The sequence below is a fragment of the Nitratireductor sp. ZSWI3 genome, assembly GCF_024655565.1.
In the GTDB taxonomy this organism is placed as follows: Bacteria; Pseudomonadota; Alphaproteobacteria; order Rhizobiales; family Rhizobiaceae; genus Nitratireductor.
In genome coordinates this window covers 1-23,011 of record NZ_JANKOF010000032.1, presented here as the reverse complement: position 1 = coordinate 23,011, position 23,011 = coordinate 1, and the positions used below count along the sequence as shown (strand labels likewise).

Annotated in this window: 21 protein-coding genes and 1 pseudogene; 15 read left to right on the top strand and 7 right to left on the bottom strand. The window is 66.2% G+C overall.

Annotated features, from left to right (window positions below; all coding sequences use genetic code 11):
- Position 1: 1 nt before the first annotated feature.
- On the top strand, positions 2-931 hold the full coding sequence (locus tag NUU27_RS12040; protein ID WP_257762349.1) for a dihydrodipicolinate synthase family protein: 930 nt from the start codon (positions 2-4) through the stop codon (positions 929-931).
- Between the two features lie 29 nt (positions 932-960).
- Here NUU27_RS12040 and NUU27_RS12035 read toward each other — a convergent pair whose 3' ends face one another.
- Positions 961-1,485 carry a hypothetical protein gene (locus tag NUU27_RS12035; protein WP_257762348.1) on the bottom strand — a complete coding sequence of 175 codons (525 nt, stop codon included), beginning with the start codon at positions 1,483-1,485 and terminating at the stop codon, positions 961-963.
- A 133-nt stretch (positions 1,486-1,618) separates the two neighbouring features.
- Entirely contained in the window at positions 1,619-1,990 is a 372-nt protein-coding gene (locus tag NUU27_RS12030; protein ID WP_257762347.1) for a hypothetical protein, read from the bottom strand.
- Between the two features lie 325 nt (positions 1,991-2,315).
- On the opposite strand from NUU27_RS12030, the gene NUU27_RS12025 reads away from it, so the two are divergent.
- The 7 genes from NUU27_RS12025 (at position 2,316) to NUU27_RS11995 (ending at position 10,576) form a co-directional block, all read left to right on the top strand.
- On the top strand, positions 2,316-3,989 hold the full coding sequence (locus NUU27_RS12025) for a LuxR family transcriptional regulator (RefSeq protein WP_257762346.1): 1,674 nt from the start codon (positions 2,316-2,318) through the stop codon (positions 3,987-3,989).
- A 155-nt stretch (positions 3,990-4,144) separates the two neighbouring features.
- Positions 4,145-4,954 carry a class I SAM-dependent methyltransferase gene (locus tag NUU27_RS12020; protein WP_257762345.1) on the top strand — a complete coding sequence of 270 codons (810 nt, stop codon included), beginning with the start codon at positions 4,145-4,147 and terminating at the stop codon, positions 4,952-4,954.
- Between the two features lie 209 nt (positions 4,955-5,163).
- Positions 5,164-6,126, top strand: a complete 963-nt coding sequence (gene ytfQ, locus NUU27_RS12015) for a galactofuranose ABC transporter, galactofuranose-binding protein YtfQ (RefSeq protein ID WP_374566610.1) — start codon at positions 5,164-5,166, stop codon at positions 6,124-6,126.
- Between the two features lie 178 nt (positions 6,127-6,304).
- Positions 6,305-7,819, top strand: coding sequence for a galactofuranose ABC transporter, ATP-binding protein YtfR (gene ytfR / locus NUU27_RS12010; protein WP_257762344.1), 1,515 nt, complete (start codon positions 6,305-6,307; stop codon positions 7,817-7,819).
- Positions 7,816-8,841, top strand: a complete 1,026-nt coding sequence (locus tag NUU27_RS12005; protein ID WP_257762343.1) for an ABC transporter permease — start codon at positions 7,816-7,818, stop codon at positions 8,839-8,841. Before ytfR ends, NUU27_RS12005 begins: the two co-directional genes overlap by 4 nt.
- On the top strand, positions 8,838-9,830 hold the full coding sequence (yjfF, locus tag NUU27_RS12000) for a galactofuranose ABC transporter, permease protein YjfF (RefSeq protein WP_257762342.1): 993 nt from the start codon (positions 8,838-8,840) through the stop codon (positions 9,828-9,830). The genes NUU27_RS12005 and yjfF overlap by 4 nt, the downstream gene beginning before the upstream one ends.
- A 5-nt stretch (positions 9,831-9,835) precedes the next feature.
- Positions 9,836-10,576 (top strand): FadR/GntR family transcriptional regulator, encoded by a 741-nt coding sequence (locus NUU27_RS11995; RefSeq protein ID WP_257762341.1) that lies wholly within the window; start codon positions 9,836-9,838, stop codon positions 10,574-10,576.
- A 115-nt stretch (positions 10,577-10,691) separates the two neighbouring features.
- On the opposite strand, the gene NUU27_RS11990 is transcribed toward NUU27_RS11995, so the two are convergent.
- From NUU27_RS11990 to NUU27_RS11980, 3 genes are all read right to left on the bottom strand, one after another.
- Complete coding sequence (locus NUU27_RS11990) at positions 10,692-11,489, bottom strand: ATP-binding cassette domain-containing protein (protein ID WP_257762340.1); 798 nt, start codon at positions 11,487-11,489, stop codon at positions 10,692-10,694.
- On the bottom strand, positions 11,465-12,538 hold the full coding sequence (locus NUU27_RS11985; RefSeq protein WP_257762339.1) for an ABC transporter permease: 1,074 nt from the start codon (positions 12,536-12,538) through the stop codon (positions 11,465-11,467). The genes NUU27_RS11990 and NUU27_RS11985 overlap by 25 nt, the downstream gene beginning before the upstream one ends.
- 111 nt (positions 12,539-12,649) lie before the next feature.
- Positions 12,650-13,645, bottom strand: a complete 996-nt coding sequence (locus NUU27_RS11980; protein ID WP_257762369.1) for a sugar ABC transporter substrate-binding protein — start codon at positions 13,643-13,645, stop codon at positions 12,650-12,652.
- 206 nt (positions 13,646-13,851) lie between these two features.
- Here NUU27_RS11980 and NUU27_RS11975 point away from each other — a divergent pair, with 206 nt between their 5' ends.
- Positions 13,852-15,051: an ROK family transcriptional regulator gene (locus NUU27_RS11975; protein ID WP_257762338.1), complete on the top strand. Its 1,200-nt coding sequence runs from the start codon at positions 13,852-13,854 to the stop codon at positions 15,049-15,051.
- Positions 15,052-15,220: 169 nt separating this feature from the next.
- On the opposite strand, the gene NUU27_RS11970 is transcribed toward NUU27_RS11975, so the two are convergent.
- The gene (locus NUU27_RS11970) at positions 15,221-16,084 is read right to left on the bottom strand and encodes a LysR substrate-binding domain-containing protein (protein WP_257762337.1); all 864 of its coding nucleotides are present in this window, start codon (positions 16,082-16,084) and stop codon (positions 15,221-15,223) included.
- 142 nt (positions 16,085-16,226) lie between these two features.
- Here NUU27_RS11970 and NUU27_RS11965 point away from each other — a divergent pair, with 142 nt between their 5' ends.
- The 6 genes from NUU27_RS11965 to metC all read left to right on the top strand — a co-directional run bounded on the left by NUU27_RS11965 (position 16,227) and on the right by metC (position 22,719).
- Positions 16,227-17,177, top strand: coding sequence for a tripartite tricarboxylate transporter substrate binding protein (locus NUU27_RS11965; protein WP_257762336.1), 951 nt, complete (start codon positions 16,227-16,229; stop codon positions 17,175-17,177).
- A gap of 92 nt (positions 17,178-17,269) precedes the next feature.
- Entirely contained in the window at positions 17,270-17,755 is a 486-nt protein-coding gene (locus NUU27_RS11960) for a tripartite tricarboxylate transporter TctB family protein (protein WP_257762335.1), read from the top strand.
- A gap of 1 nt (position 17,756) precedes the next feature.
- Positions 17,757-19,325 (top strand): tripartite tricarboxylate transporter permease, encoded by a 1,569-nt coding sequence (locus tag NUU27_RS11955; RefSeq protein WP_257762334.1) that lies wholly within the window; start codon positions 17,757-17,759, stop codon positions 19,323-19,325.
- Positions 19,326-19,357: 32 nt separating this feature from the next.
- On the top strand, positions 19,358-19,963 hold the full coding sequence (locus NUU27_RS11950; RefSeq protein ID WP_257762333.1) for a cysteine dioxygenase family protein: 606 nt from the start codon (positions 19,358-19,360) through the stop codon (positions 19,961-19,963).
- 13 nt (positions 19,964-19,976) lie between these two features.
- Positions 19,977-21,551 (top strand): rhodanese-like domain-containing protein, encoded by a 1,575-nt coding sequence (locus NUU27_RS11945; RefSeq protein WP_257762332.1) that lies wholly within the window; start codon positions 19,977-19,979, stop codon positions 21,549-21,551.
- 1 nt (position 21,552) lies between these two features.
- Positions 21,553-22,719, top strand: coding sequence for a cystathionine beta-lyase (metC, locus tag NUU27_RS11940; RefSeq protein WP_257762331.1), 1,167 nt, complete (start codon positions 21,553-21,555; stop codon positions 22,717-22,719).
- A gap of 81 nt (positions 22,720-22,800) precedes the next feature.
- Here metC and NUU27_RS11935 read toward each other — a convergent pair.
- Positions 22,801-23,011, bottom strand: a pseudogene (locus tag NUU27_RS11935) (hypothetical protein); the annotation flags it as partial.

The window sequence follows — 23,011 nt, the reverse complement described above, 5'->3', positions numbered from 1 at the left end:
AATGAAGATCAGGATTGACGGCCTCGTGCCGGTGATGCTCACGCCGTTCACGCCGGCTGACCGCATCGACGAGGATGGGCTCGCGCGGCTGACCGACTGGTATGTGGAAGGCGGCGCGCAGACATTGTTCGCCGTGTGCCAGTCGAGCGAGATGCAGAGGCTGAGCCTCGACGAGCGCGTTCTCCTGGCGCGCCGAACCCTTGAATTCGCACGGGGGCGGCTGCCCGTCATCGCCTCGGGTCACTTATCCGAAGCGCTGGAGGACCAGCTCGCCGAGCTGAAGGCGATGGGCGAAACCGGCGTCGATGCGCTGGTCCTGGTCACCAACAGGCTGGACCCGCAAAACGCCGGCTTCGAGGCTTTCCGGCATGCGCTCGACGCGATCATGCGAGTGTTGCCGGCCGACCTGCCGCTCGGGCTCTACGAGTGCCCGGCGCCCTATCGCCGCCTGCTCAGCGACGACGAGCTCAAGCTGTGCCTCGACACCGGCCGCTTCGCCGTCCTGAAGGATGTCAGTTGCGACCTGCCGACGGTCGCCCGCCGCGCCGCGATGACGGCGGGCACGCCCTTCGCCATCGTCAACGCCAATGCGGCGATCGCGCTGGCGGCCATGCGCGCGGGCTCGCGCGGCTTCGGCGGCGTGTTCGGCAATTTCCATCCCGACCTTTATGCCTGGCTTTACGAGCACAGGGACGAGGACACCGAGCTGGTGCGGGATCTGGCGGTTTTCCTTGCCCTTGCCGCGATGGCGGAAGGCATGGGCTATCCCAAGCTCGCCAAGATCTGGCACGTGTGGCTCGGAACCTTCGCGAACGCTCATTCGCGGGTGGTTGACTACAACCCCTTCGAGCGCCACTGGGCGGCGGCCGATCTGCTCGATCACATCGAGCGTGGCACCGAACGCTTCCGCGCCAGGATCGCCGACGCCTGAAGCGACCGGGAAAATTACCTTCAGGCCACCTATTCCGGCACCTTGACCAGCCGAAGCTGGTAATAGGTGTCTTCGTTCGGCGGCTCGAAGGTCAGATAGTAGGTGAAGAGATCATCCTTGAACGCGTAGACATCCACGGGCCACGCCTCGTAGTTCGGTCCTGAGAAGCCCAGGGTGGACTGGTCGACTTTCGTCATGCCCGAAACGTCCATCTTCCAGGCGAAGTACAGACGCTGCAATGGCAACGTGTCGAAGCGGTTCCGATAAGCGATGGCGCATTCATACCCTCCATCGTCTCGCGCTCGGCCTTTCGCCCAAAGCGATCCGGAAGCATTGCTGCGCATCTCCGGTACCCCGGATGCTTCATGCGTCAGACCGAGTTCTTGAAGGGCTTCCCCGCGGCCGGCGCCCTCCGGCTCCAGCTTGTAGACCATGGTTTCGATACAGATCTTTCGGAACGCATCTATCGTCTCTCCCAAGGGGGCACTGCCAGGCACCCTGCCGCCATACCAGACGGATCCTGCGAGCAGTGCGAGCGCAACAAGCGCGAGCATCGCCAATCTCTTGAACCATGTCATCCGACGGTGCGGCTTTCCGTCCCTGCTCATATGCCCTCGCTGCATTCTTTCACCGCCGCGCCACAGGGATCGCTGCAACGTCGGGGCAGGATGGAGTGCGAAAAGACGGTTAGGCTCCCGCGCGCTTCTTTCCGCGAATGGCTGAAGCGCATGCAGCACCGATCGCACCGATACCGCCGCCGATCAACGCGTAGCTGATCAAGTCGCTGAGAATGCTGCCGCGATTGGCGGATCCGATCGATTGAGCGGCTTCCTCGGCGCCCATACCGTTCGCTCTCGCCTCCATCATGGCAATCACGCCGGGTTCGCCGCATCTGGAAAGAAACAGGTTTCTCGCCTCTTCGCTGTCTGCATAGACGTTTCGGACGGTCTCCTCACAACGCAGCTTCTGTGCGGCAGTGACACTGGATCCAGCGAACTGCATGTAGAACCCGAAAGCCAAAAGGGCGATGCCAAGAATAGTAAAGATGATGAGACGCATGGTGCTGGATCCTGCTTGATTGACTGCAGAATCAAAAAGCAACGCAGCTTGCCGACGTCAATCCGAGACCGGGGGAAACAGATGTCTTTCCAGAACATTATTCAAGTGAATCCGACAGGTGATCGACTGATGCATCGGGATCTTTCGTGCAGAAGGATCGAAGGCTATCCAGCCGCCGCGAGCTGATCGGGGGAGCGCGAACCCAGGGGTTGGTCCGCCTCCCGGCCATCCTCTTTCCAGCATGCTATACTGCCTGTCGACGCCAACACGGCCCCAACACGGCTAATGATGCGGGGAGGTTCCGTTCTTCGCCGGAGCACTGCGGATGGGCAGAGCAGATCGACAGCGGTTCGGCAGCGGCGCCCCGGAGGCGGCGGATCAGCTCATGCGCGGTCGCCAGGCTTATGAGGAAAGGGCGTGGGACGACGCCTACGCGTTCCTCTCGCATGCCCACGAGGCTGCTTCGCTCGCGGTGGACGATCTCGAACGGCTGGCGATGGCCGCCTATCTGACCGGACGCGACGAGGCGTATCTGCGGACCCTGGAGCGGGCCCACCATGCGTGTCTTGACGCCGGCGAGCGTCATCGGGCCGCGCGCTGCGCCTTCTGGCTGGGCCTGCGCCTCGCCTTTCGCGGGGAAATGGGCCCGGCGAGCGGCTGGTTCGGGCGGGCGCATCGGCTGCTTGAGGGCGCGCCGGACGATTGTGCCGAACGGGGCTATCTCATGCTGCCCCTGGTCGAACGGCATCTTGCCGCGGGCGATCTCGACGCGGCTCACGCCGCGGCCAGCCGCGCGGCCGAGATCGGCCAACGTTTCGCGGATGCCGATCTGACGGCTTGCGCCCGGCATCTGCAGGGCCGTGTCCTGTTGCGACAGCGACGGAGCTCGGAAGGCCTGGCGCTTCTGGACGAGGCGATGGTCTCGGTCGTGGCCGGCGAATTGTCGCCGCTGCTCACCGGCTTGATCTACTGCAGCGTGATCGAAGCCTGCCAGCAGATCCATGTGCTGGACCGCGCACGCGAATGGACGTCCGCTCTGGGGCGATGGTGCTCGGACCAGCCGCAACTGGTCAGCTTCAGCGGCACCTGCCTGATGCACCGGGCCGAGATCAAGCGGCTCTGCGGCGCATGGCAGGATGCGCTCGAGGAAGCACAACAGGCGGTGGAGCGCTTGACGCGGTCGAACAACCGCAAGGACGCGGCTGGAGCGTGGTACCAGATGGCGGAGGTCCACCGTCTGCGGGGAGATTTCGGCGCTGCCGAGCAGGCCTACCGGAATACCAGCGAGTGTGGTCTCGAGCCGCAGCCGGGCCTTGCCCTGCTGCGCTTGGCCGAAAGCCGGATTGACGCGGCCGTGGCCGCGATCCGGCGCGTCATGGATGCGACGACCGACGAGATGCGGCGTATCCGGCTGCTGCCGGCCCATATCGAGATCATGCTGGCGGCCAGCGAGATCGACGAGGCGCGACGCGCCTGCGGCGAACTGGAGGACATGGCGCAAGGCTATGGAACCGAGTTGCTCGACATTCTTGCGGCCGAGGCGCGGGGGGCGACGGAGTTGGCTGAAGGTGAAGCGCAGGCGGCGGCGGTCTGGCTGCGCCGGGCCATCGAAGGCTGGCTGCGGGTCGACGCCCCGCATGACGCGGCGCGCGCACGCGTCGCGATGGGCCTCGCCTGCCGCACCCTCGGCGATGACGACGGTGCGTTGCTGGAGTGGCAGGCGGCCCGCGCGGTGTTCCAGCAGCTCGGGGCGGTGCCCGATCTCTCACGCGTCGACACCCTGCTGGGCGCGCGGCCGCACGAGGCAGGGGGCCTGTCTCCCCGCGAGTTGCAGGTTCTCCGCCTGGTCGCGGCCGGCAAGACCAACCGGCAGATCGCCGACGAATTGCAACTGAGCGGAAAGACGGTGGACAGGCACGTCAGCAACATCTTCAACAAGCTCGACGTTCCCACGCGCGCTGCCGCCACCGCCTGGGCCTACGAGCACCGCCTGGTCTGAAGGGGCGGGCTTGGGTGGAATCACCCATGCTTCATCTTCCTCGATTGGGTGGTTTGCCCGAAGCGCCGGCCCGGATGTCCGACATATGCTCCTTCCGAATAGCGTCCTTTGCGCATCCAGAAGGACGCACGGCGCTGTAGGAAATGGAGGACGCGATGACTCAGCAAATCTACGGGAAATCCTATGAAGGAACCGCCGCTGAAAACTATCAGCGCTTCTTTGTCCCTTCCATCGGCGCGCCGGTGGCCGACGACCTGATCGGCGTTGCGGGTCTCCAGCCGGGAGAGCGCGTGCTCGATGTCGCATGCGGCACCGGGGTCGTGACGCGGCGCGCGGCGGACCGCGTCGGTGCCGACGGCAGGGTTGCGGGCCTCGACGTGAACCCCGGCATGCTGGCGGTGGCTCGTTCGCAGACGCCGCCCGACATGTCGATCGAGTGGTACGAGGCGCGTGCGGAGGCGATGCCGATCCCGGACGAGGCGTTCGATGTGGTTCTCTGCCAGATGGGGCTCCAGTTTGTCGCCGACAGGCACGCCGCATTGCAGGAGATGCGGCGGGTCCTGGTTGCCGGCGGACGCGCCATCCTCGCCGTGCCCGGGCCAACGCCGCAGATCTTTGCGATCATGAGGGATGCCCTGGCCGGTCACATAGGCCCGAAAGCCGCCCTCTTCGTCGACCTCGTGTTCTCGATGCACGATGTCGGCGAACTCCGCGAGCTCATGCGCAGCGCCGGCTTCGAGAAAGTCGACGTTCAGGCGAAGCCGAAGGCCTTTCGCCTCCCGGCACCCGCCGATTTCCTGTGGCAATACATCCAAAGCACGCCGCTCGCCGAAGCGGTCAATCAGGCCGATCCGGCAAGACGCCATGCACTGGAAGAGGATGTCTGCGCGCAGTGGCAGCGGTTCGCGGTGGACGGCGGCCTGGCGCTTCAGGTGAACATGACGACGGCGACAGCGCGGAAATGACGCCAGTGACCGAGCACGCGCCGCCTTCAAAGACATAACGACCGCGTCTCACAGGATGTAGCGGTTCCAGTCGCCATAGTGCTCCCTGCTGCGCGTGCCGCGTGGCAGGCTGAGACCGATCAGAAGGAGCACGGTGTCTGTTTACAAAAGTAATATAGTATGATTTTTTGAGTCCCGGGTGAGGAGCCCACATCGTTAGGGAGGAAATGATGCTTTCGAAAAAGGCATGGATGGGCGCGTGCGCGCTCGCGGTACTGGCATTCACCACATCGGGCGCCCTGGCGCAGACGATCGGCTTCTCGCAGATCGGCTCGGAATCGGGCTGGCGGGCCGCCGAAACCACGTTGACGCGCCAGGAGGCCGAGAAGCGCGGCATCGACCTGAAATTCGCCGATGCGCAGCAGAAGCAGGAAAACCAGATCAAGGCGCTCCGGTCCTTCATCGCCCAGGGCGTCGATGCGATTCTTATCGCACCCGTCGTGGCGACCGGCTGGGACTCGGTGCTTGAAGAGGCCAAGGAGGCGGAAATCCCTGTCGTCCTGCTCGATCGCCAGGTGGATTCGTCCGACGATCTCTACCTGACGGCCGTCGGTTCGGACCTTCATCATGAGGGCAAGGTGGCCGGCGACTGGCTGGTCGGCGCGGTGGGCGACAAGCCGTGCAACGTCGTCGAACTGCAGGGCACGACCGGCTCCTCGCCGGCGATCAAGCGCAAGGCCGGTTTCGAGGAGGGCATCGCCGGCCACGACAACATCAAGATCGTCCGCAGCCAGACCGGCGACTTCACCCGCACCAAGGGCAAGGAAGTCATGGAGAGCTTCCTGAAGGCCGAGAACGGCGGCAAGAGCATCTGCGCGCTCTACGCCCACAACGACGATATGGCCGTCGGCGCCATCCAGGCGATCAAGGAGGCCGGCCTGAAGCCGGGCGAGGACATCCTGATCGTGTCGATCGACGCCGTGCCGGACATTTTCCAGGCCATGGCGGCAGGCGAGGCGAACGCCACGGTGGAGCTGACGCCCAACATGGCGGGGCCCGCCTTCGACGCGCTCGCGGCCTATCTCAAGGACGGCACCGAGCCGCCGAAATTCATCCAGACGGAATCGAAGCTCTACACCCAGGCTGACGATCCGCAGGCCGTCTACGAGGCCAAGAAGGATCTCGGTTACTGAGGCCGACGCCCGCCTCTTACCCTTGCCAGTAGTAGGCAAGGGGCGTGCCGCATTCCTTCTCCCCGTCCCGCGCCAGCCGCAGGGGCGGGGAGAAGATGGCCCGAAAGGGACAGGCGGGATGAACGGGGCACCGGAGGTCCGCACTTGAGATCCGCATCATAAATCCAGGGAGGACAGGGTGCCCGAAAACAGGCCTCTGCTTCACGCCACCGCCGTGACGAAGACCTTTCCGGGCACCGTCGCGCTCGACGGCGTGGACTTCACCCTTCATTCGGGAGAGGTCCACGCGCTTCTCGGTGAGAACGGCGCCGGCAAGTCGACGCTCATCAAATGCCTGACCGGCGCCTATCGCCGCGACGGCGGCGAGATACTGCTCGACGGGCGGCCGATCGACCCGCGGGACACGCTGGAAGCGCAGACCCTCGGCATCGGCACCGTCTATCAGGAGGTCAACCTCCTGCCCAATCTCTCCGTGGCTGAGAACCTGTGCCTCGGTCACCAGCCGACCCGTTTCGGCATGATCTCCAGCCGGGCCATGAGCCGCTCGGCGCGGCAGACGCTGGCGCAATACGGGCTCGAGATCGACGTCACGCGCAATCTCGACACCTATTCGGTGGCCGTTCAGCAAGTCGTCGCCATCGCCCGCGCGGTGTCCCTGTCCGGCAAGGTCCTGATCCTCGACGAGCCGACGGCGAGCCTCGATGCGCTGGAGGTGCGCATGCTGTTCGACGTCGTGCGCGCCTTGAAGGAACGAGGGCTCGGCATCGTTTTCATCTCCCATTTCCTCGATCAGGTGTTCGAGATCAGCGACCGCATAACCGTCCTGCGCAACGGCAAGCTGGTCGGCACCCAGGCGATCGCCGAGATCGACCGCACCCGGCTCGTCAACCTGATGCTGGGCCGGGAGCTGGAACAGGAAACGCGCGAAAGCGGCAGGACCGACCGGCCGGAGGGCGAGGCCATGATCCGCTTCCGGGATTTCGGGCGCGGCGGGCGCATCGCCCCCTTCGATCTCGACATCCATGCGGGCGAGGTGGTCGGCGTCGCGGGGCTGCTTGGCTCGGGCCGGACGGAAACCGCCGAGACGCTGTTCGGCGTCACCCCGCATGACAGCGGAGCCGCGTCGGACGCCGGCAAGCCTCTGCATCTCGGCTCGCCGCGCGATGCCATCGCCGGCGGGTTCGGCTTCTGTCCCGAAGATCGCAAGAGCGACGGCATCATCGGCGACCTGAGCGTGCGCGAGAACATCGTCCTGGCGCTGCAGGCGCGGCGCGGCTGGACCAAGCCGGTGCCGGCCCGCGAGCAGGCGGCCATGGCCGACGAATTCATCCGCCGCCTCGACATCCGCACCCCGGATGCGGAAAAGCCGGTGGGGCTCCTGTCCGGCGGCAATCAGCAGAAGGTGATGCTGGCGCGCTGGCTGGCCACCAACCCGCGCTTCCTCATCCTCGACGAGCCGACGCGCGGCATCGACGTCGGCGCGCATGCGGAGATCATCCGCCTGATCGAAGAGCTCTGCGCCAGGGGCATGGCGCTGCTCGTCATCTCGTCGGAGCTCGACGAACTGGTCGCCTACAGCCACCGCGTCATCGTGGTGCGCGATCGCCACCATGTGGCGGAGCTGGTGGGCGCCGAGATCACCACAAACAACATGGTTGCGGCGATCGCCGCCGACCGGGAGGCAGCCCTATGACCGCGGCCAAGGCCATTCTGCGCCGCGTCGCGCCGCAACTTCTGACGCTGGCGGCGGTCCTCGGGCTGATCGCCCTCGTTCATCCCGGCTTCTTCGATGTCAGCATCGCCAACGGCCGGCTCTACGGCAGCGCCATCGACATCCTCAACCGGGGCGCGCCGGTCGCCCTGCTCGCCATCGGCATGACGCTGGTGATCGCCACCAGGGGCATCGACCTGTCGGTGGGTGCGGTGATGGCCATCAGCGGCGCGGTCGCGGCCGCCGCCATCACCAGCGGTATCGGTCTTGTGCCGACGCTGGCGCTGGCGCTCGTCACGGGGATCGCCTGCGGGCTCTGGAACGGCCTGCTGGTGGCCGTGCTCGGCATTCAGCCGATCGTCGCGACGCTGATCCTCATGGTGGCCGGGCGCGGCATCGCGCAGCTCATCACCGAGGGCGCCATCCTCACCTTCAATCACAAGGGCCTGATCTTCTTCGGTTCCGGAGCCTTTCTCGGCATTCCCATGCCGGTGCTGATCTGGCTCGCCGCGGGCCTTCTCGTCACGCTGGTGGTGCGCCGCAGCGCGCTCGGCATGCTGATCGAGGCGATCGGCGTCAACCTGCGCGCCAGCACGCTCGCCGGCATCAATGCGCGCGTCCTCCTCATCGCGGTCTACATGACGTCGGGCCTGTGCGCGGCGCTGGCCGGCGTCATCGCCGCCGCCGACATCAAGGGAGCCGACGCCAACAATGCCGGTCTCTGGCTGGAGCTCGACGCCATCCTCGCCGTCGTCGTCGGCGGCACGTCGCTGCTCGGCGGCCGCTTCTCCATCATCGCCTCGCTGATCGGCGCGATGATCATCCAGGCCGTCAACACCGGCATCCTCCTGTCGGGCTTCCCGCCGGAGTTCAATCTCATCATCAAGGCGGCGATCATCCTCGTCATTCTCGTCCTGCAGTCGCCGACCGTGCGGACGACACTGGCCTTCTTCCGGCGCGACAAGGCGTCGGCCGAGGCGAAAGCGGAGACCGTCATCCAATGAATGCGCGCACGCTTCCGCTCCTGGCCACCATGGTCATCTTCCTGGCCGCCTATGCCGTCTGCTACGTGCAGTTCCCGGCCATGCTGTCGACGCGGGTGATCGGCAATCTCCTCACCGACAACGCGTTTCTCGGCATCGTCGCGGTGGGCATGACCTTCGTCATCCTGTCCGGCGGCATCGATCTGTCGGTCGGGTCCGTCATCGCCTTCTCCGGCGTCTTCATCGCCGTCCTGCTGCGCGACACGGGGCTCCATCCCCTGGTGGTCTTCGCCATGCTGCTGGTGCTCACCACGCTGTTCGGTGCCGCCATGGGAGCCATCATCCACCATCTGGAGATGCCGCCTTTCATCGTCACCCTGGCCGGCATGTTCCTCGCCCGCGGCATGGCCTATGTGCTGTCGATTGATTCCGTGCCGATCACGCATGCGTTCTACGATCAGCTCCAGGGCCTCTATTACGTGATGCCGGGCAAGGGGCGCCTGACGCTGATCGGCGCGATCATGCTCGCGGTGTTCGTGGCGGGAATGCTCGTTGCTCACCGCACGCGCTTCGGCACCAATGTCTATGCGCTCGGCGGCGGCGTGCAGACGGCGCGCCTGATGGGCGTGCCCGTGCAGCGCACGACGATCCGGATCTATGCGCTGTCGGGTTTTCTCGCCGGGCTTTCGGGCATCGTCTTTTCGATATACACCTCGGCGGGATACTCGCTCGCCACGGTCGGGGTGGAGCTCGATGCGATCGCTGCGGTCGTCATCGGCGGCACGCTCCTGACGGGCGGCAGCGGGTTCGTGGCGGGCACGCTGATCGGGGTGCTGATCATGGGGTTGATCCAGACCTACATCATCTTCGACGGGACGCTGTCGAGCTGGTGGACCAAGATCGTCATCGGCATCCTCCTTTTCGCGTTCATCGTCTTGCAAAAGGGTCTCGTCTGGCTCACGTCGCAGCGTGGACTTGCGATGCGCGGGGGTCCGGGGGGGACGCGATAAAGGATATGGATTTGCTCAGAACGGCGATCTCCGGCAACTACGCCCGCAACAACCACGCCTTCGTCGTCAACGAGATCGGCAAGGCCGTCGTCGCGGGCGACTACGCGGTTGGGAGCCTGCTTCCGGGCGATGTGGAGCTTGCCAGGCGTTTCGAGGTCTCGCGCACCGTCCTGCGCGAAGCCATGAAGACGCTGACCGCCAAGGGCCTCGTGTTTCCCCGGGCGCGCATCGGCACGCGCGTGACGGAAAAGGAGAAGTGGAACCTGCTCGACGCCGACGTGCTGACATGGCATTTCGAGGCGGGAATCACCGAGGAGTTCCTGCAGCACCTGTCGGAGATGCGCCTGTCGTTCGAGCCTTTTGCCGCGCGGCTGGCGGCCCGGAACGCCACGCCGGAAGACATCGCCAGGCTCTACGACCTGGCCGACAGGATGGCAGAGGCGAACTCCAAGGAGAGCTTCGCGCTCGCCGATCTCGACTTCCACATGGCGCTGCTCGGCGCCTCGAAGAACCCGTTCATGCATTCGGTGGGCAATCTGATCGAGGCTGCCCTCGTCTCGGCCTTCAAGCTCAGCTCGCCGGTGGAGGACGAGACACAGCTCGCCTCCGTCGCCGATCACCGCCAGATCGTCACGGCGGTCGAGGCCGGCGACGGCGACGCGGCGGCGGCCGGCATGGAGCGCGTCATCGCCGTCGGGCGCGACCGCGTCAGCGGCCGGATCAGCCGCGGCCGGCAATCGACGTAGATTGTCTTCTGTCTTGACGGAAGCGTGCGTGACTTCGGTCCGGCCTCGCCGGCACGCGGCACGCCCCCTCTGGCCTGCCGGGCATCTCCCGTATCGGTCCTGGCGCTCGTCCCGGTCAGGCCGCCTGGGACTGGCCGGGCTGCATGGCCCCGGTCATCAGGGCGACGGCGTCGGACATGGAGTGCTCGCCGGGATTGATCACGCAAAGCCGCTTGCCGAGCCGGTGCACATGGATGCGGTCGGCGACTTCGAAGACATGCGGCATGTTGTGCGAGATCAGGACGATCGGAATGCCGCGCGACTTCACGTCCTGGATGAGCTCCAGCACCTTGCGGCTTTCCTTGACGCCCAGGGCGGCCGTCGGCTCGTCCAGGATGATGACCTTGGATCCGAAGGCGGCAGCCCGTGCGACGGCGACACCCTGGCGCTGGCCGCCCGAAAGCGTCTCCACCACCTGGCGGATGTTCTGGATCGTCGTCAGGCCGAGATCGTTCAGTTTCTCGCGGGCAAAGCGCTCCATCTCGGCGCGGTCGAGCTGACGGAACAAGCGGCCCATGATGCCGGGCTTGCGCAGCTCACGCCCCATGAACATGTTGTCGATGATCGACAGGGCCGGCGACATGGCGAGCTGCTGATAGACGGTTTCTATCCCATGCTCGCGGGCGGCGAGAGGCGACGCGAAATGCACCTGTCTGCCCTCGAGCCACACCTCTCCCTCGTCGGGAACCACCGCACCGGAGATCGCCTTGATGAGCGTCGACTTGCCAGCACCGTTGTCGCCGATCACGGCGAGGATCTCGCCGGGGAAGAGCTCGAAATCGCAGTGATCGAGGGCCGTCACGCGGCCATACCGCTTGACCAGGTTCCTGGCCTGCAAAACAGGTTTCATCAGACCGATACCTTTCTGATCCATTGATCGACGGCCACGGCGGCGATGATGAGCATGCCGATGAGCAGATAGGTCCATTGCGCATCCGCACCGAGCAGCCTGAGGCCGAGCGTGAAGACGCCGACGATGAGCGCCCCGAAGAGCGAGCCGATGATCGATCCGCGCCCGCCGAAGAGCGAAATGCCGCCGATCACCACCGCGGTGATCGATTCGATGTTGCCGAGCTGGCCCGACGTCGGCGAAACCGACCCGATACGGCCGATCAGGGCCCATCCGGCGAAGGCGCAGATGAGGCCCGACAGCATATAGACCGAGATCAGCACCCGGTCCGTGCGCACGCCGGAAAGCTCGGCCGCTTCCTTGTCGTCGCCGACCGCATAGACATGGCGGCCCCAGGCTGTGTGGCGCAGCGCATAGGCGAGCACGAAGACCAGAACCACCATGAAGACGACGCCCACGGTGAAGACGGCACCGCCGATGGTGAACTTGGTGCCGAAGAAGTGCAGCAGCGGCGCGCCGGCTTCGATTTCCTGGGCGCGGATGGTCTCGTTGGCGGAATAGAGAAAGTTCGTCGCCAGCACGATCTGCCACATCCCCAGCGTGACGATGAAGGGCGGCAGCTTGACCTTTGCCACGAGGAATCCGTTTACGAAGCCGCAGAAGGTCCCGACGCCGAGCCCGCAGGCGATCGCCAGCGCCGGCGGCAGGCCGTAGCGAAAGGCGAACTGCCCCATCACCACCGAGGACAGGACCATGATCGCACCGACGGAAAGGTCGATTCCCGCCGTCAGGATGACGAGGCTCTGTGCGGCGGCGAGAATGCCGACGATCTGCACCTGCTGAAGGATCAGCGTCAGCGCGAAAGGCGAGAAGAACTTGGCGCCGAGCAGGGCCCCGAACACGAGGACCGACACGACAAGAACGATCAGGGGCACCAGGGACGGTGTCTGATGCAGCAGGTTCTGAGCCCTGTATACCAGGCCGGTGCGATGGTCCTCGAAATCGGCGATGCTCGTGCTGGCTTGCGAGAGCGAGGTTTCGTATTCCTGCCCCTTCACGGCAGACGCTGCCATGACATACCTCCCATTGTGTCGGTCACTTTGGCGACCGTCTCGACACGACCGGCCTTCCGCGTGCCGGCAGCAGGGGGAGGCCATGCCTCACCCCGCCGCGTTCCAACAAATTCAACCCCAGCAGAGGTTCTGGCCCTCTTCGACGGAGATGGATTCGACCCCGTCGACAGGCTGATCCGTCACCAGGGCGACGCCGGTGTCGAAGAACTCCTTGCCTTCGGTCGGCTCGGGCTTCACGCCCTCGTCGGCCCATTTCTTGATCGCCTCGATGCCGAGCGACGCCATTTTCAGCGGATATTGCTGCGCGGTGGCGCCGATAACCCCGTCGGCAACGTTCTTGACGCCGGGGCAACCGCCATCGACGGAGACGATCAGCACGTCCTTCTCGCGGCCGATGGCCTTCAGCGCCTCATATGCCCCGGCGGCGGCCGGTTCGTTGATCGTGTAGACGACGTTGATCATCGGGTCGGAGGCGAGCAGATTTTCCATGGCGGTGCGCCCGCCCTCTTCATTGCCGGCCGTCACGTCGTGGCCGACGATGCGCTCGTCGCTCTCGTCGCCCCATTTGTTGGGGTCGCCGAGCTCGATGCCGAAGCCCTGGAGGAAGCCCTGGTCGCGCAGCACGCCCACGGTGGGCTGCGACACGGCGAGATCGAGCATGGCGATCTTCGCATCGGCCGCTTCATCGCCCAGCTTGGCGCGGGCCCATTGCCCGATCAGCTCGCCGGCCAGGAAATTGTCGGTGGCGAAGGTGGCATCGGCGGCATCGGTTGGATCGAGCGGCGTGTCGAGCGCGATCACCAGCAGCCCGGCATCGCGGGCCTGCTGCACCGCGGAGACGATCGACGAGGTGTCCGAAGCGGTGATCAGGATGCCCTTGGCGCCATCGGCGATGCAGGTCTCGATCGCCTGCACCTGTGTCTCGTGATCGCCATCGATCTTGCCGGCGAACGTCTTGAGCTCGACGCCCAGTTCCTTCGCCTTCGCGCTGGCGCCTTCCTTCATCTTGACGAAGAAGGGGTTGGTGTCGGTCTTCGTAATGAGACAGGCGCTGGTGTTCGTCTGGCTCTGGGCGTGCGCGGCGGTGGCCAGCGCGCTCAACGCCAGAACGGAGGCGCCCAAAAATGTTCTCTTGGCAAGAGTCACGATATTTCCTCCCAATCGCAAATAATGACATCCATTCCTCAGGACAGGAATAGCCTGCACGGACTCAATCGGCCCGTCAATAGATAAATCACATTGATTTAAATATTGACCCGAGTGGACGGCTCGGCCAAGATGACCGTAAGGGAGGCAGGGGGAAGGGGTCGAGAATGGATGAGCTGACCGCAGGAGACGAAGCGCGCCGATCCGAAAGGTCGGCCATGCTGGGCGCCAACCAGTTGCTGATGCGCGAGCGCAACGAAAGGCTGGTGTTGTCCCTGGTCCGCAAGCACGGCCCGCTGTCCAAATCCGAGATCGCGCGGATGACCGGGCTTTCCGCGCAAGCCGGCTCGGTGATCATGCGCGGGCTCGAGCACGAGGGCCTGCTGGAGAAGCAGGCGCCGGTGCGCGGCAAGGTGGGGCAGCCGCTGGTGCCGATGAACCTTGCCGCCGACGGCGCCTTCTTCCTCGGGCTGAAGGTGGGGCGGCGGCGCACGGAGCTGATGCTGATCGACTTCCGGGGCTCCGTGCTGGGCAGCGAGGTGCAGCGGCACGACTATCCGACGCCCGATGCGACCGTCGCGTTCGCCCGGTCGGCGACGGCATCCCTTCTGACCCGCCTCGATGCATCGCAACGCAAGCGGATCGCCGGTTTCGGCATCGGGCTGCCGTTCCAGCTCTGGAATTGGGCGGGAGCCCTCCAGGTGCCGCAGCACGCCATGGCCGACTGGCGTCACCGCGACATTCGAGCCGAGCTTGCCGAAGAGATGGCCTGGCCCGTCGTCCTGGAGAACGACGCGACCGCCGCGTGCAATGCCGAGCTGGTTTTCGGAACTTCCGACCTGCCGCGCAATTTTCTCTACGCGTTTCTTGGCTTCTTCATTGGCGGCGGGTTGGTTCTCAACGGCACGCTGTTCACGGGCAGCTTCGGCAATGCCGGGGCCCTGGCCTCGATGCTTGTTCCGGACGGCACCGGCAAGGTGCGGCAACTGGTCAGCGTCGCGTCCCTCTCCGAGCTCGAAAGGCAGCTCGAAACCGGCAGCGCGCGTCTTTGGGAAAGTGCGGACACATGGGATGTCGACGAGGCGGTCCTCGACGCCTGGATGGACCAGGCGGCGGCCGGCCTCGCCCATGCCGCCATTGCCGCCGTTGCGGTCTGCGATCTCGAAGCGTTGGTGATCGACGGCTGGCTTCCCGAGCCTCTGCGCCAGCGCCTCGTCGCCAAGACCGAGATCGCCTTCACCGGGTTGGACCTTGCCGGCATCCGCTGCCCACAGGTGCTCTCGGGGACCGTCGGCCCGATGGCGCGCGTTCTCGGCGCCGCCTCGTTGCCGCTGTCCATGCGCTTCCTCGTCGATCTCGGCGCCTGATCCACCGCCTGCTTCCGCCCATCTCGGGGCAAAGCCCCGAGACGGAGTAGGGGCAGGCCAAATCCATAAGCGATTGCCCTGCTCTTGAGGGAAAGATGCCCAGCAGGGCAGAGGGTGCCGCGGGGTCGAAGCCACACGATCGTCCGTCGAGACGGGAGGCGATCTGCCGTCAGGAAAGGCTGGTCTGCCCCTCCTCGACGATGCGTTCGAAGAGCGCGGTCACATGGGCGGAGTGATCGCGATTGGCGAGATAGGCGTAGTAGCTGACCATCGGCAGCGGCGGCAGGCCCTGTTCAGGTCCGAGCACCCTGGTTTCCGAAAAGAACGAGCTCTCGGTGCGTGCGGTGATCCCGATGCCCGAATAGACCGACAGCCGCACACCCGCGAGCGAGGGCGAGGTGACCCGCTCGACATAGGACAGCCCGTGCACGTCGAGCGCCGCCAGCGCGATCTGCCGGAACATGCTGGGTTCGTCGGCGAGGATCAACGGCACCGGCATATGCGTGTCCCATTCGAAGCCGGGGGCGGCGATCCAGCGGGCGGGGATGCTGGCGATGAGCGCGCCGTTCAGCGTCTCGGCGCGCCGGGTGCTCAGCGTCATGTCCAGCCGCCCCTCCTGGAGCATGGTCATCAGGTCGGGGCTGCGCCCCACCTGGATCATCACCCGCACCGAGGGCCATTTTCGCGTGAAGTCGGCCAGCAGCGAGGGCAGCAGCCGCTCGGCGATCTCCTGCGGCGCTCCCACCCGCACGACGCCTTGCTCGTCCGCCTGTTCGAGCGCCGCCACCGCATAGCGCGACATGGACAGGATTTCGCGCGCATAGCTGACGAGCGTGTGCCCGGCCGGGGTGAGCTCGCGCCGCCGGCCCTCCTGGCGGAAGAGCTTCGCCCCGGTCAGCGTCTCGAGCTTCTGCATCTGCTGGGTGACGGCGGATTGCGTCCGGCCGACCCGTCGCGCCGCCGCCTCGAAACTGCCTGCATCCGAGATGGCCAGAAGGGTGCGTAGCTGTGCCAGATGGAAGTCGAACCGCATGATTCTGCTATCAAATAAGAGATTCTTATGGGAATGCAAGCATTTCTAAATATACCTAATGTTTTTGGTTCCCTAGGCTTGCCCCACCAATCAAAACCCGTGCGGGCTTCCGCGCGATAAAAATCAAATAGGAGGTACCCTCATGATGAAATCCCTCGGCCTCGCCCTGGTTCTCGGCGGCGCGCTTGCCACGTCGGCATTGGCGCAGGACTATCCGGTGCGCGATATCGACCTCGTCGTGCCCTTTGCGCCCGGCGGCGCCGTCGACGTGACCTCGCGCCTGATCGCGGAGGCGGCCAACGGCTTTCTCGACGGTGCCGAAGTGGTGGTGTCCAACCGCGCGGGCGGCGGCGGTGTTGTCGGCCAGAGCTTCGTGGCCAATGCCGAGCCGGACGGCTACACCCTTCTGGCGATGACCAGTTCGGTCGTCACCAATCCGCAGCTCAAGGGCGCGCCCTACGAGGTCGCCGATTTCACGCCCGTGGCGGCCTACAACCTCGACCCCGAGGTGATCGCCGTGCCCGCCGATTCCCGCTTCGCGACCATCGAGGATTTCATCAATGCCGCACGGGAAGCGCCGCTGACCATGACCATCGCCGGCATCGGCACCTCGCACCACATGGCCGGACTGGCGCTGACATCCACCGCCAAGGCGCAATTCACCTATGTGCCGGCGAAGGGTTTCGGCGAGCAGCTGCAGGCGGTGATCGGCGGTCATGCCGACGGCGCCTTCTGGCCGATGGGCGAGGCGATGAGCCACGCCAAGAGCGGAACGGTGCGCATCCTGGCCGTCGCCTCCGACATGCGCGACGCCAACTTTCCCGACGTGCCGACATTCGAGGAAGCCGGTCTCGGCATTCCGATCTGGGCCACCTTCCGCGGCTGGGCCGTGCCTGCCGGCACGCCCGAGCCGGTGGTGGCCTTCCTCTCCGAGCTGATGGAAAAGATCGCCAAGGACGAGACCTACCAGAAGAAGATGGCTGACGGCGGGTTCGATGCGACCTACCGCAATGCGGATGATTTCCAGAAGATCATTACCTCTTATGCCGAGCAGGCCTCGGTCATCATCAAAGAGAACAACCTGTCCGAATAACCGGAACCCTCCGACTTTGGACGATCGGGCGCCCTGGAACCTTCCGGCCCGGGGCGCCCGGCGATCTCTCCTCCCGGATGCCTGGACCCGTCATGCTCCCATCCTCCAAACCTTCCGCGATCGACGGCGCAGTCACCCGCGACGCGGATTTCTGGGTCGGCCTGATCCTGATCTGCGTCGGCGGTTTCGCCCTCTACAAGGCCACCGGCTTCGACGCCTCCTCGCGCGTCTTCCCGGCGGTCGTCTCCGGCCTGCTCGCCCTGTCCGGCCTGGCATTGCTGCTGCGCTGCCTCCATGCGGGCCTGGCAAGACCGCTCCCGACCCGTGAGCTCAGCGCCATCGCGCTTTGCGTCGTCCTCATGGGCGGCTGGGCCGCCGCCCTTGGTGCCGGCGTCGGCTTCGCCGTCGCCACCTTCGTCCTGCAGGCAGGGTTGCTGTGGCTCTCCGGCCAGCGTGATCCGGTAAGGCTCGGGCTCTTCGCAGCGCTCGTCACCGCGGTCACCTATCTGCTCTTCGTGATGGTGCTCGACGTCCGCCTGCCGCGGTCCTATCTCAGCTTCATCGCGCCGGGGCTCTGAGATGGACCAGATTCTCCTCGGTTTCACCCAACTGCTGCAGCCCACCGTGCTGTCGATGGTGATGCTCGGCGTCCTGGCGGGGCTGATCGTCGGCTCGATCCCGGGCATCAACGACAACATCGCCTTTGCCGTTTTCATCCCCTTTTCCTTCAGCCTTCCCGCCGATCAGGCGCTGGCGCTGATGGTCGGCGTCTACTGCGCCGCCGCCGCCGGAGGGGCGATCCCGGCGATCATGCTGAAGGTGCCGGGCACCGCCTCGGCGCTGATCACGACGATCGACGGCAACGCGATGGCGCGCAAGGGACAGGCGGGCAGGGCGCTTTCCATCGCCATGACCTCCTCGGTGGTCGGCGGCCTGCTGAGCTCGCTGGTGCTCCTGGTCTGCGCGCCGGCGCTCGCCGAGGTGGCGCTGCGTTTCGGCTATGTCGAGAACGCGGCCCTGACGATCCTCGGCCTGTCGAGCGTGGTGGGCCTGCTGTCGGGCAACATCCTGAAGGGCATCATCTCGGCCGCGCTCGGCCTGCTCGTCGCCACCATCGGCTACAGCCAGGTGACGGGTTTTCCGCGCTACACCTTCGGCAGCGTCAACCTGATCGAGGGCATCCCCTTCGTGCCGATGCTGGTCGGGCTCTTCGGCGTGGCGGCCGCGTTCGACCTGCTCAGGGACATCGTCGACGAGCGCAGCCGCGGCGGAGCATCCGCCAGCCTGCCGGTCATCGGCTCGATGAAGCTCGACAGCGGTCTGATCCGCCGCCTGCTGCCGGTCTGGGGCACCAGCTCGGCGATCGGCAACTTCATCGGCGTGCTGCCGGGAGCGGGAATGCTGATGGCGATCTACCTCGCCTACGACCAGGCCGGCCGCCGGTTCCGCCGTCGCTTTGCCGGCCGTGACGACGAGGCCGCATGGGGCGAAGGCGCGCCGGAAGGCATCGCCGCGCCAGAGGCAGCCAACAACGCCGTGACGGCCAGTTCCATGGTGCCGCTGCTGTCGCTGGGCATTCCCGGCAACTCCACCTCGGCGCTGTTCATCGGCGCGATGGCCCTGCACGGGCTGGTGCCGGGGCCGCTGCTGTTCGCGCAGCATGGCGATATCGCCTGGATGATCATCGTTGCCTTCCTCGTCTGCAACATCGTGATGTGGCCAATGGCCTTCCTGGTCATCCGCGTCGTCTCGCGCACGATCTTCTCCATTCCGAAGTCGGTGATGGTGGGCATCATCCTGCTGCTGTGCGTGCTGGGGGCCTATTCGGACGGGAACAACCAGTTCAACGTCTGGGTGGCGCTGGGCGCCGGCATCGTCGCCTTCGCCATGAACCTCTCCGGCATCCCGCTCGGGCCGGCCATCCTCGGGCTGGTGCTGGGGGCGCAGATGGAAGCCTCGATCTCCAACTCGCTGGCCATCTCGCAGGGCAACTGGCTGGTCTTCGTGGACCCCGTCGGCCACCCGATCGCCGCGGCGATGATGGCGCTTTCGGCGATCATGTGGATCGCCCCGGCGCTCGGCGCGCTGCGCCGCCGCCGCGCCGACCGCACCGGATCCGGGCAGCCCGCCCGGGTTTCCGACACCTGAGTCAATCTTTACGCTTCAAGGAGACGACGATCATGGCCAATCCTGATCAGACCGACATCGCCCGCAGCCGCGAGGAGAAGGTGAAGAACCTGATCTCCGGCACCCGAGCCATGCTTGACGGCGCAGCGCTCGACCGACCGCTGCTCGACCGGATACGCGGCAACCTGCAGGCGCTGGCCGATCAGCCGTCGCTGTGGAGCGAGGCCGATTTTCCCCCGCCGGAGGGCGAGGAGAAACAGGCGCGCTACCTGATCGGGTCGGAAGGCCCGCAGGGCATCACCCTCTATCTCAACGTGATGCGCGCCGGAAAGAAGATCCCGCCCCACAACCACACGGTCTGGGCCTGCATCGCCGCGGTCGAGGGCAGCGAGCACAACACGCTCTACACCCGCGAGGACGACGGTTCCGTCGACGGCCATGCGAAGCTTTCGGTTCGCGAGGTGTTCGAGATCGCGCCCGGCCAGTCCCTGGCCATGATGCCCGACGACATCCACAGCGTGGAGATTCGCGGCGACCAGATCATCCGCCACCTGCATTTCTACGACCGTCCGCTCGAGACCCTGGTGTCGCGCGTGACCTTCGACCTCGATAACGACACCTGCAAGATCATGTCGGTCGGCGTGAAAACCCGGACGTAAGCGGAACCGATCCATGAAGACGATAACGGCAACCGCGCTCAAGCCGATGCTGGGCGCGGAACGGGAATTTGCGTTCCTCGACATCCGCGAACACGGCCAGTATGGCGAAGGCCATCCCTTCTTCTGCGTCAGCGCCCCTTACAGCGTGATCGAGGCGCGGGCGCCGGTGCTGGTGCCCCGCAAGAAGACGCTCTGCGTGCTGATGGACGACGGCGACGGCGTGTCGGCCCTCGCCCATGAGCGGCTGGCGGCGCTCGGCTATGAGAACCTGCTGGGGCTCGAGGGCGGCGCGCCGGCCTGGGCGGCGGCGGGATACACGCTCTTCAAGGGGGTCAATGTGCTCTCCAAGACCTTTGGCGAGTTGGTCGAGCATGCGTGCGGCACGCCGTCGATCTCGGCCGAGGAACTGCGCGAGCGCCAGGCCAGAAGTGCGCCCATGATCGTGCTCGACGGCCGCTCGCCCTCGGAATTCCGCAAGATGTCGCTGCCCGGCGCGCGCTCCTGCCCCAACGCCGAGCTGGGCTATCGCCTGCCGGAACTGGTGGCGGACGAGAGCACACCGGTGATCGTCAATTGCGCCGGGCGCACCCGCTCCATCATCGGCGCCCAGTCGCTGCGCAATCTGGGGCTGAAGAATCCGGTCTTCGCGCTGCGCAACGGCACACAGGGCTGGCGCCTTGCCGGCTTCGAGCTCGACCATGGCCGCACCCCCGATGCCCCGCCCGCGTTGAGCCCCGCTTCCGCCGCCCTGGCGCGGGCGCGGGCGGGCCGGCTGGTGCGCGGTTTCGGCCTCAGCCGTGTTTCGCCCGGCACTGTCGCGGCCTGGATGGCGGACGAGAGCCGCACCACCTACCTGTTCGATGTGCGCACCGAAGAGGAATATCTCGCGGCCCATTGCGAGCATGCGCGCCACGCGCCCGGCGGGCAGCTGGTGCAGGCCACCGACGAGTTCCTTGCCGTGCGCAACGCCCGCATCGTGCTGAGCGACGACCTCGGCCTGCGGGCGGCCTCCACCGCGATCTGGCTGCGCGGCATGGGCCACGAGGTGCATCTGCTCGATGCCGATGCGAGCGCCGGCCCTGCTTCAGGCCCCGAGCCGCAGCCGGTGATCGAGGCCGCGTCCGTGCCGAGGCTGGGCGAGATCGCCAACCGTCCGGGCCTGCGCCTGCTCGACGCCTCGCGCGGGATGGAGTATCGCGCCGGCCATGTGGAAGGGGCGGAATGGGTCACCCGCGCGCGGCTCGATGCCCGGATCGCGCAGGGACCGATCCTCGTCCTCGGCCGCAGCGCAGCTCTGGTCGCCGGCGTGATGCAGCGCCTGACCGAACTCGGTGCGAACGAGGTCGAAGGCCATGTCGGCGGTCCGGAACAATGGCGCGCCGCGGGACTCGCAGTGGTCGCCACGCCTGACCTGCCGGCGCAGGACGACTGCATCGATTACCTGTTCTTCGTTCACGACCGCCATGACGACAATCTCGAAGCGGCCCGCCAGTACCTGGCCTGGGAATGCGGGTTGCTCAAACAGCTCGACGCGCAGGAGCGCGGTGCGTTAAATCCGGCCCACGCCACCCCTTTGGAGACGGTCTGACATGCGCCGCGAAACCAGGCTCTGCCACTACGGCCAGCCCAATCGCCCCGGCCCGGCGAATCCGCCGGTCGTGCGGGCCTCGACCATCCTGCACGACACGGTGGAAAGCTATCGCGACACCAAGCGCCGGCGCGAGCACGACGACAGCGTGCTTTCCTACGGCCGCCGCGGCACCACCACGGCCCATGCGCTGATGGAGGCCATCGCCGATCTGGAAGGTGCCGAGGGCGCCTGGCTCCTCCCCTCCGGCGTGGCGGCGATCTCGTCGGCGCTCCTGGCGCTGCTGCGCCCCGGCGACCACGTGCTGCTGGTGGACACGATCTTCGGCGCCACCCGGACCTTTTGCGAGGAGGTGCTCTCCGAGTTCGGCGTGAGCATCGGTCTCTTCCCCTGCGGGACCACGGATCTCGCCCCTTATCTGCGCCCGCAAACCAGGCTCGTCTTCGTCGAGTCTCCCGGCTCGCAAACCTTCGAGGTGATGGATCTGCCGGCGCTCTGCGCCTGCGCCCACGCGGCCGGGGTCGTGGTGATGGCGGACAACACCTACGGCTCGGGCTGGCTGTACCGGCCGATCGCGCTCGGCTGCGACGTGTCGATCATCGCCGGGACGAAATATCTCGGCGGCCATGCGGACGTGATGATGGGCGCGGTCAGCGCTTCCGGCGAAGCCGCGGCGCGGTTGCGCAAGGCGGTTCACGCCAGCGGCCAGGGGCTGGCGCCCGACGAGGCCTATGCCACGCTGCGCGGCATGCGCACCCTGTCGCTGCGGCTGGAGCGGCACGAGCACAACGCAATGGCGCTCGCCGCATGGTTCGCCGAGCGGCCTGAGGTGCTGGGCGTGCTGCACCCCGCGCTGCCCTCCCATCCGGGCCAGGCGATCTGGAAGCGCGATGCCTCGGGCAGCAACGGTCTCCTCTCGGTGGTCTTCGCCCCCGGCTTCGATACCGAGGCGCTGCTCGACCGCCTGAGGCTGTTCGGCGTGGGCAGCAGCTGGGGCGGGTTCGAAAGCCTCGCCATGCCGATCGCGCCGGACCGCAGCCGGCCATCGCTTCAGGACTTCCCGCAGACGAGCGAGATCGTCCGCTTCCATGCCGGCCTCGAGCACGTCGACGACCTGATCGCCGATCTCGACGCCGCGCTCGCCGTTCAAGGTCCGCTGGAACGCTGAGACACCCGGCGCTGCCCACGGCCGGCCGATCTGCGATCGATGGTCATGGGCAGCGCGCGCGGCTTGACTGAACGCGGCCTGCTATTTGTTGTGTCCCGGCGCGTTGTCACGGTTGCCGCGACCGCCGCCATTTCCTTTGGCGTCGCCTTTGCCGAAGCTGCCGGTCGGGCCGAAGTCGCTCGCTGAATGGGGTCCAGGCCCTTCGCCGGCCGAACCGACGCTCTTCTCGTTGCCGGGGTTGCCGCCACCGCCACCGCCGCCGCCACCGCCGCCGCCGTTGCCGCCGCCGTTG